The sequence below is a fragment of the Vibrio sinaloensis DSM 21326 genome, from assembly GCF_000189275.1.
Taxonomy (GTDB): domain Bacteria; phylum Pseudomonadota; class Gammaproteobacteria; order Enterobacterales; family Vibrionaceae; genus Vibrio; species Vibrio sinaloensis.
This window is the reverse complement of the sequence record NZ_AEVT01000024.1, coordinates 32,054-41,237: the sequence shown is the minus strand read 5'-3', so window position 1 is coordinate 41,237 and position 9,184 is coordinate 32,054. Positions and strand designations below refer to the sequence as shown.

Annotated in this window: 6 protein-coding genes; 2 read left to right on the top strand and 4 right to left on the bottom strand. The window is 44.8% G+C overall.

Annotation, left to right across the window (positions count from 1 at the left end; all coding sequences use genetic code 11):
- The first annotated feature begins 268 nt into the window (after window positions 1-268).
- Window positions 269-2,041 carry an EAL domain-containing protein gene (locus RH45_RS05790; RefSeq protein ID WP_008074883.1) on the top strand — a complete coding sequence of 591 codons (1,773 nt, stop codon included), beginning with the start codon at window positions 269-271 and terminating at the stop codon, window positions 2,039-2,041.
- A gap of 226 nt (window positions 2,042-2,267) precedes the next feature.
- On the top strand, window positions 2,268-3,395 hold the full coding sequence (locus tag RH45_RS22675; RefSeq protein ID WP_008074882.1) for an insulinase family protein: 1,128 nt from the start codon (window positions 2,268-2,270) through the stop codon (window positions 3,393-3,395).
- 61 nt (window positions 3,396-3,456) lie between these two features.
- Here the strand turns inward: RH45_RS22675 and RH45_RS05780 are convergent, their stop codons facing one another.
- From RH45_RS05780 to RH45_RS05765, 4 genes are all read right to left on the bottom strand, one after another.
- Window positions 3,457-5,049, bottom strand: a complete 1,593-nt coding sequence (locus RH45_RS05780) for an ABC transporter ATP-binding protein (protein WP_008074881.1) — start codon at window positions 5,047-5,049, stop codon at window positions 3,457-3,459.
- A 2-nt stretch (window positions 5,050-5,051) separates the two neighbouring features.
- Window positions 5,052-6,086, bottom strand: a complete 1,035-nt coding sequence (locus tag RH45_RS05775; protein WP_008074880.1) for an ABC transporter permease — start codon at window positions 6,084-6,086, stop codon at window positions 5,052-5,054.
- A gap of 2 nt (window positions 6,087-6,088) precedes the next feature.
- Window positions 6,089-7,174 carry a microcin C ABC transporter permease YejB gene (locus tag RH45_RS05770; RefSeq protein WP_008074879.1) on the bottom strand — a complete coding sequence of 362 codons (1,086 nt, stop codon included), beginning with the start codon at window positions 7,172-7,174 and terminating at the stop codon, window positions 6,089-6,091.
- Between the two features lie 61 nt (window positions 7,175-7,235).
- Complete coding sequence (locus RH45_RS05765) at window positions 7,236-9,011, bottom strand: extracellular solute-binding protein (RefSeq protein WP_008074877.1); 1,776 nt, start codon at window positions 9,009-9,011, stop codon at window positions 7,236-7,238.
- Between the last annotated feature and the right edge of the window lie 173 nt (window positions 9,012-9,184).

The window sequence follows — 9,184 nt, the reverse complement described above, 5'->3', positions numbered from 1 at the left end:
GGATTCGCGCAACCGTAATATAAATATTGCAACAAGAACATACCTATATTCATATTCTTGCATTAGCCTGATATAGCTGGTCGAGTTAGCTCCAATTATTGGCACACGTTTGACGACAAGCTTCACAATAAAAATTATTGGGGTTTGAAAAGTTCTTGATAATTTCGTTTATTAAACATCATTATACGAGTCACACTCGTCAGCTTCCGTCAGTTTTGAGCAATTGTAAACGACATACCACTTATGGATGTAGGTACGTCATATTTTTATGTCACAAACTATTAACAGTATCGTCCCGCGACCTAAGATCACTCTCGTCTCTGAGTGTGGGGTTGCCGTAGACTCAGGCAACACACAATCACCGAGTTCGCTCACCGGCGCTGAACTCGATGAGCTAATGGATCATCATTTTAAGCATATGGTCGATGTGCTGAATGACGGCATCTTTTACATGTCTGATACTGAGCACGTTTGTTTCTACAACCCTACTTTTTATAAGCGATTTGGCATTGAATCTGGCCATACCTGCCTACAAACTTGGCTGGATTTAGTGCATCCGATGGATCGGCGAATGCTTGAGGGAAAAGTTGACGAGCATATCCAAGAAGATGAGTGTAAGCTCGCCACCCAATACCGAGTCCGGTGTACCAATGGCCAATATGTCTGGCTTGAGGGCACAGCGATAACAAAAACGGTCAAGGGTAAGCGATTTATGATCGGATGTCATAAAGACATCTCAGATAAAAAGCTGATGGAAGCTTATGTCCATCAAACGTCTTTTAAGGACGGAGCCTCCGGCCTATCCAACGATCATAAATTGGTAATGGATCTCGAGAATATCGAACCCGATGGTATTACCCACAACCTCCTCTACATTCAAGTCGCTAACATCCGTTCTTATTTATCACTGTATGGTTCACAAATCATGCGTGACGTTCTCAATCACTTGGTTCAAGCTCTAAACAGCTTCCCAGATGAAATCATAGATTTGTATCGCATTCGCACCGACGACTTTGCCATTTTGGTTAAAGGTGAATACGAAGAGAGTGACCTGCTTGAGCTGGGGGAACGTATTGCTGATAAATATAAACAAGCGGTAAGAACCAACGGTTTTCTTTACGGCAGTGAGATGAGCATCGGTATTTACCCTGATATCCCAGCCGAGTTAGAGGCCGATGAGGCAATAAAAATAGCCTGCCGAACAAGCCAATTCGCCAGTGAGCAGAAACAAAACCACATCCGGGTTTATACCGGCCCAACCAAGACCAAAGTTGACCGACATTTCTACATTGAACGTGAATTGGGTAACGCAATTAATCAAGACCTACTTTCCGTTAAGTTCCAACCCATCATTTGCACTAAGAGAAACGCAATTGCCAGCTTTGAAGCTCTCGTACGTTGGCGCTGCCAAGAAGTGGGTGAGATTTTCCCAGACGAGTTTATCTCAGTGGCAGAAAAGAAAGGCTTGATTGCCGATTTGGGTTATCTGGTGTTGAGTAAAGCCTGTGACTTTATTCGCCAATATCAAGCGACACATAACACCTCTGTACGGGTCAACGTCAATGTTTCTGTACTGCAACTGCTTAACCACAGTTTCCCAGAGACAGTCAAAAGCATTGCAGACCAGTACCTAATCGAGCCAAAACACATCGTTTTAGAGCTGACAGAAACCATGATCTTAGACGGCAACCAGAACGCGATAGATCAACTGAACAAATTGAGCCAACTTGGCTTTCAGCTTTCACTCGATGACTTTGGTGCGGGTTACAGCTCTCTGAACAGCTTTTTCGACTTACCTCTACAACAGATAAAAATCGACAAATCGATCGCATGGCGGTCATTTACCAATCCAGCGACTTTTGAATACCTCACCTTTGTGATCAAATTGTGTAGTGCGTACGATGTAGATATCGTTATCGAAGGCATCGAAAACGCTCAAATGGCGAAAGCATTTACCGATCTGGGCGCTTCCTATTTACAAGGTTATTGGTTTTCAAAACCCCTTTCCCTCGCTAGCGCAAGTCACTACACCCTTATTTAACTCTCTCACATTTAAGAAATCGATACTTTCAACCTAATAGAGATTGACTAATGAATGCGAGTTGTAGAAAATTTGCACGATTTTACAACATCAGTCGCATTTTTGTTTTTGTCTTATTGCACTTTGTGAACACGGATTAGATTCACTCCTGCACTTGTCCCTATTGGGCCAGTGTTAATTACTACAACAAGGATGGTATGCAATAGATTCGCTTTAGGAGTACTTCGTGTCTAAACCATTACGTCAAATTTTCGCTGTTTCCCTTGCTGCTAGCATCCTATTTACCCCATTTTATGCAGTATCGGCGCATCATGAACAAAATGATGCTAGCTGGTTTCAATACAGTGATATCGCTTTACCAAAAGGCACCAAGCTTGCCCAACTCGATAACCAAATGCGTTATGTGTTGCTCCCTACCAGCCGAAATACGCCATCTCTATCCATTCGCGTACGTCTAGCCGTACCTGGTGCGCAAAGCCACGCGATCGCGGCAGCTCTATTTGAAAGTACAAACTGGAAAGTCATCGATTCAGCCACTCAAAGCGTGGTTAGCCAAGACTTCTCTGAGGCCAGTGATAAAACGCTTCACGAAGCCCTTAATCAACTTGCCGATATTTTAAAGAGTGAACAAGCCTCTGGCACTTACACGCCAGCACTGACCACTATTGTGGTTGCGGGCAACCTTAATTTACGTAACAGCATCACTGCAGTTGAAAAAACCTTTTCAGATTGGAAACCAAGCCTAGGTTACCATTTGGTTGCAAGTGAGGTTGTACATACTCAGCCAGAAAGTGAGCAAGCGGCTAAGCCTAATGTCTCACTGACTGCCTTTACTCAACTTCTTGATTCTCAAGACAGTAAACAACAACGTAAAAAGTTGCTTAAGGCAACGATCGCCAACAAGATTCTAGAAAATCGATTAAAGCAAGCGTTGGCTGATAAGAGTGTGGACATTAAGGTGTCAAGCAAGGTCCTTAAGAACGTTAACCTAATTTCTCAAGTTGCGGTCATCAGCGAAGACTATGCTCAAGCTCTCGAAGCTCAAGAACTGGTTAAGCAAGAGTTAAAACGTGCTAAAGCGGGTGGTTTTGACCAAGCTGAGTATGAGTTAGTTGTCGCACAGCTACGTAGCGACTTAGAACAGCAAACCCGTCGCTTTGATGATAATTATACTGCTCATCAAGCAGACCGTTTAGTTGATGCTATTGACGAGGGGCGCGTCTACACGTCGCCATCGTATGACCTTGAATTAATGAACTTCCACGTTGCGCACTTAACTGAGTTTGATATCAGTAAAGAGTTTGGCATCATCTGGCAAAAGCCAATGGAAATGGTTTCTGGACCAAATAGCTAACCCAACAAAACAGAAAGCCGCCTAAATAAAGGCGGCTTTTTATTAACGATGTTTTAATTACTTAGAAGCTCGATAGTGAAACCAATTCTTTGGTGTAAGCGTGACTCGGTCTAGAGAAAAGCTCAGCCGTTGGCCCTTGCTCTACTATCTCACCTTGTTTCATGACAATGGTGTAGTGACACAGTGACTTTACGACATTTAAGTCGTGACTGATGAATAGATAGCTCAAGCCATATTTTTGTTGGAGTGATTTGAGAAGATCCAACACTTGAGCTTGAACCGTTCGATCTAAGGACGATGTCGGTTCATCGAGCAATATAAACTCTGGTTTCAATACCAGTGCCCGAGCAATGGCTATTCTCTGTCGCTGGCCTCCTGAAAACTCGTTTGGATATCGATGGCGCGACTCGGGATCAAGGTCGACCTCTTTCATCACTTCGATAATCGTATGATCTATCTCTTCATCGCTCATCTCTTGGTGGACTCGTAAGCCTTCCCCAATCACCTGAGCGACTGACATTCTTGGGTTCAATGCCGAAAATGGGTCTTGAAACACGACTTGCATTTTACTTCTGTAAGGCAACATAGCGGGACGTTCAAGACCTTGCAGTTCGTTACCCTCGTAGCGAATCGAGCCTTCCGATTGGACAAGTTTCAGTATTGCCATACCTGTGGTCGACTTACCGGAACCGCTCTCGCCCACCAAACCAATGGATTGTCCTTTCGTTAGACTGAAGCCCATATCGGTTACCGCTTTGATATGGGAAACGACACGTTTGAATATACCTCCCGTGATTGGGAACCATACTCTAAGCTGCTCTACATCAAGGATATTGCGGCTTTGACTTGGTAACTCAACTGGCTCACCACGAGGATCTGAGTCAATCAGCAAACGAGTATAAGGATGCTTGGGTGCGGAGAAAACCTGATGACACTCCCCCACTTCCACCAGCTCGCCATTTTGCATCACCGCGACTCGGTCAGCGATGCGACGCACGATGCTCAAGTCATGAGTGATAAACAGCATTGCCATACCGAGCTCACGCTGGAGATCTTTGAGTAAGTCGAGAATTTGTGCCTGTACGGACACATCCAACGCCGTCGTTGGTTCATCCGCAATCAGCAGTTCTGGTTCATTGATCAGCGCCATCGCTATCATGACGCGCTGACGCTCACCACCGGATAACTCGTGTGGATAGGCATTAATCTTGAGTTCGGGGTGACGAATACCCACTTTCTCTAACCACTCAACGGCAATTGCTTCGGCTTTTTTCTGCCTAACGCCGCGATGGATCGCCAATGTTTCAACCAGTTGTTTACCTATCTTATGCAGTGGATTAAGCGACACCATCGGCTCTTGGAAAATCATTCCGATGCGTCCACCTCTGATGCCACGTAACTGCCGTTCAGAGCACTGCAAGATATCGATATCATCAAAACGAATCGACCCTTGCAGATATTGAGAGGAACCTTTAGGTAACAGTTTTAGAATCGAGTTAGCTGTTACAGACTTTCCTGAGCCACTTTCGCCAACGAGCGCTAACGTTTCGCCTTTCCTTATCTCAAAAGAGACCTGGTGGGTCACTTGCTCTACGTGTTTGCCTCGACCAAAACCAACCGACAAACCGTCAACCGACAGAATCTTTTTCGTCATGATTAACTCCGTTGATGATGAGGGTCAAAAGCATCACGCACCGCTTCACCAACAAATACCAGCAGTGTGAGCATTAAAGACAGAACAATGAAAGCCGAAAACCCTAGCCATGGAGCTTGAAGATTGGCCTTACCTTGAGCGAGGAGTTCGCCCAGCGAAGGCGATCCTGCCGGCAATCCGAAACCAAGAAAGTCTAGCGATGTTAGCGTAGTCACTGAGCCAGAAAGGATAAATGGCATCATTGTCAGTGAGGCAACCATCGCATTGGGCAGCATATGGCGTAGCATGATTCGATTATCGCTGACCCCCATTGCGTGCGCGGCTTTCACATAGTCAAAATTACGACAACGCAAAAACTCAGCGCGTACCACTCCAACCAAGCTCATCCAACTAAACGCCACCATGATGCCTAACAACCACCAAAAATTGGGTTCGACAAAACTCGACAAGATGATGAGTAAGAACAAGGTCGGCATGCCAGACCATACTTCGATAAAGCGTTGCCCTAGCAAATCGAGCCAACCTCCGTAATAACCTTGAGATGCCCCAACCGCGACACCGATGATGCTGGAGATGATAGTCAACACGAAACCAAATAAAACGGATATCCGAAACCCATAAATGATCCGCGCTAATACATCGCGCCCTTTATCATCCGTGCCAAGCAAATTGACATCATCGGGCGCTGAAGGCACTGAGCCTTGAATATCAAAGTTGATGGTGTCATAGCTAAAAGGTATCAATGGCCAAACGATATAGCCCTGCTCTTCGATCAATTCAATGACATAGGGATCTTTATAGTCAGCCTCCGTTTCAAACTCACCACCAAACTCCGTTTCCGCATATTGCTCAACGATGGGAAAATACCACTGATTGTTGTACTCGACCAACAGTGGTTTGTCGTTAGCGATCAACTCTGCGAACAAGCTGATAACGAACAACAAAGCAAATATCCATAACGACCAGAAACCGCGCCGATTGGCCTTAAACCTAAGCCATCGCGCTTCGTTCAACGGATTGGTCACTTTCTTTTTCATGGTTAACGCGCCTCGAAATCAATACGTGGATCGACCCAGGTGTACGTCAAATCCGAGATAATACTTAGAATCAACCCAAGTAAGGTCATGATATAGAGCGAGCTAAACACAACCGGATAATCGCGCTGAATGGTAGACTCAAAACCCAGTAGACCGATCCCTTCTAGCGAAAACATCACTTCAATCAACATCGAACCGGTGAAAAATATGCTGATGAATGCCGCTGGAAAACCAGCAATAATGATCAACATGGCGTTTCTAAAGACATGCTTGTACAGAATGCTCCGTTCATCCAGCCCTTTGGCCCTTGCGGTAACCACGTACTGCTTGTTGATTTCATCGAGGAATGAGTTTTTCGTTAGCATGCTCAAAGTGGCAAATCCACCGATCACCATAGCAAAGATCGGTAACGCCAAATGCCAAAAGTAATCGATGATTTGCTCATACCAGTTAAGCTGGTCAAAATTACTCGACACTAAACCGCGAAGTGGGAACCAACTGAAATAGTTACCGCTCGCAAATAAAATGATTAAGATAATCGCAAACAAAAATCCGGGAATAGCATACCCAACAATCACTACCGCACTCGACCATACATCAAATCGAGAGCCATGGTGTATGGCCTTCATGATGCCAAGTGGTATAGAGATCAAGTAAATGATCAAGGTGCTCCACAGCCCAAGAGAGATGGAAACAGGCAGACGTTCGACAATGAGATCGATCACATTGCCTCCTTTAAACAAGCTCTCACCAAAGTTAAAAGTGGCGTAGTTCTTAAGCATGTCGAAGTAACGTTCATGCAGCGGCTTGTCAAAGCCAAATTGTTTCTTTATCGCCTCAACGACTTCTGGATCTAACCCTCTAGAGCCTTTATAACCGCTAACAGAGTCCTGTTCAGAACTGACATCGACTTCACTACCGCCACCACTGAAGCGCTCCATAATCCCAGAAGTATGACCTTCCATTTGAGCAATAGCTTGCTCGACAGGGCCTCCCGGTGCGATCTGAATAATAAAGAAATTAATTGTAATGATTGCCCACAAGGTGGGGATTACCAACAGTAATCGTCGGAATATATAGGCGGCCATTGCTCCCTCGACTTGCCAGCCTCCTAGCATTGACTAGGAGGCTTGTTTGTTCCTTTCTGATTTATTGACGTTTTTCAGGCAACTTGGCGGCTTTGTCTTTCGAAATCCACCAAGTATCTTGCCCTAGATCGTATTTCGGCATCACGTCTGGGCGCTCGAACTTATCCCACATCGCAACACGGTATTTGCTTAAGTGCCACTGCGGAATGATGTAAAAGTTCCACTGTAGGACGCGGTCCAATGCTTTCCCTAAAGTCAGTAACGCTTGAGGGTTTTCCTGACTGTTGGCAATTTGTTCCGTTAGGCTATCAATCACAGGATCAATCACGCCCGCTGTGTTGTACGTGGAATCGATAAAGTTTGAGTTCCACACCAACATTAAGTTCGGCGCTGGATAAGGGTTAGCGGAGTAAGCGGACGAGATCATATCGAAGTCTCTATCACGCAGACGTTTGATGTATTGAGTAGTGTCAACCGTGCGGATCTTCATCTCGATGCCCATTCGTTTCAGGTTCTTTTGAATAGGAATGGCGATACGTTCAGTCGTGGGGCTATAAATCAGCAATTCAAAGGTAAAAGGTTGACCGTTTTCTTTATTGGTCATCACCTTGTTGTTTAACTCCCAACCGGCTTCTTTCAGTAACTTAAATGCAGTACGCATTTGAATCCGAATTCGTCCCGAGCCATCGGTTACCGGAGGTTGGAACTCTTGTGTGAATAGACGAGGTGGCAAACTTTCTTTGTACTGATTAAGCACCTTTAACTCGTCATTATCCGGTTGGCCTTTCGCTTCATACTCGGTGTTTTGGAAATAGCTTCGAGTCCGCGTGTACTGGTTGTAAAACATGTTGCGGTTCATCCACTCAAAGTCCATCGCATAGGTGAGTGCCTCTCGAACTTTCGAATCTTTAAACAAGCTGTGCTGAGTATTGAACACAAAGGCTTGAGTGTTAGCCGGTTTTTCGTGGGCAATTTCTTCCTTCACGATGTAACCTTTATCAAAGTTTACGCCGTTGTAGGAGTTGGCCCAGAACTTAGCGACGTTTTCAATTCTGAAATCGAACTCACCCGCTTTGAACGCTTCCAACATAACCGTTTCATCACGGTAATAATCATAAGTAACGGTCTGGAAGTTTTTCCGCCCTACATTGACGGGTAAGTCTTTCGCCCAGTAATCATCAACCAGCTCATAAGTCACACTTTGGCCTGATTTATACGCGCTTACTTTATAAGCAGAGCTTCCCACTGGTGGAGTAGATAGCGGCTCAGCTAAATTTTTGTCTTTCCAAAAATGTTCTGGCAATACTTGTGTCGTCTGCGCAAATTGAAACAGTTTTTCCCGGTTTGGCGTCGACATTTCTACGCGTACCGTTAGGTCACTTTTCGCTGTGACGGATTTGATATCTTTGTAATAAATTCGATACTGCGGAACACCCTGTTCAAACAATTTACGGAAGGTAAAAGCGACATCATGTGCGGTGATTGGTTCGCCGTCATGGAATCGAGCTTTAGGGTTAATATCAATTTCTAACCATTTGTAGTCGTCAGAGTAACGAACTTGTTTGGCGATTAGCGGGTAGTAGGCGTTTATCTCATCGCTGGGTGAATACATCAGAGAATCATACATCTCACCTGAGCCTGCGGCTGACACACCACGGGAAGCAAAACGGTTGAAGTTATCGTAAGTACCCACTTGACCATAGGTCACCGAACCATACTTAGGGGCATTGGGGTTAACGTAATCGAAGTGCGTAAATCCACTCTTGTACTTTGCCTCTCCAAAGCCGACTAAAACGTCTGTCTCAATCACATCGGCATAACTGAAATACGTTGTCATCGACAAGGTACATCCAAGCACAATCCTGCTTATCTTCCCCATATGTTCTTCCCTTACTCGTGAGGTCTATTGTCACTACGAAACTATTAGTATTAATAATTCAATTACTTGGATAAGTATAGAAGGCCAAGCAATTTTGTATACAGCAAATTCTCTACCAAACACAAAGTTTA

What these genes read in the sequence shown, in the direction of transcription:
- RH45_RS05790 (WP_008074883.1), top strand. Translation starts at nt 269, where the DNA reads ATGTCACAAACTATTAACAGTATCGTCCCGCGACCTAAGATCACTCTC.
- RH45_RS05780 (WP_008074881.1), bottom strand. Translation starts at nt 5,049, where the DNA reads ATGACGAAAAAGATTCTGTCGGTTGACGGTTTGTCGGTTGGTTTTGGT.
- RH45_RS05775 (WP_008074880.1), bottom strand. Translation starts at nt 6,086, where the DNA reads ATGAAAAAGAAAGTGACCAATCCGTTGAACGAAGCGCGATGGCTTAGG.
- RH45_RS05770 (WP_008074879.1), bottom strand. Translation starts at nt 7,174, where the DNA reads ATGGCCGCCTATATATTCCGACGATTACTGTTGGTAATCCCCACCTTG.
- RH45_RS05765 (WP_008074877.1), bottom strand. Translation starts at nt 9,011, where the DNA reads ATGACAACGTATTTCAGTTATGCCGATGTGATTGAGACAGACGTTTTA.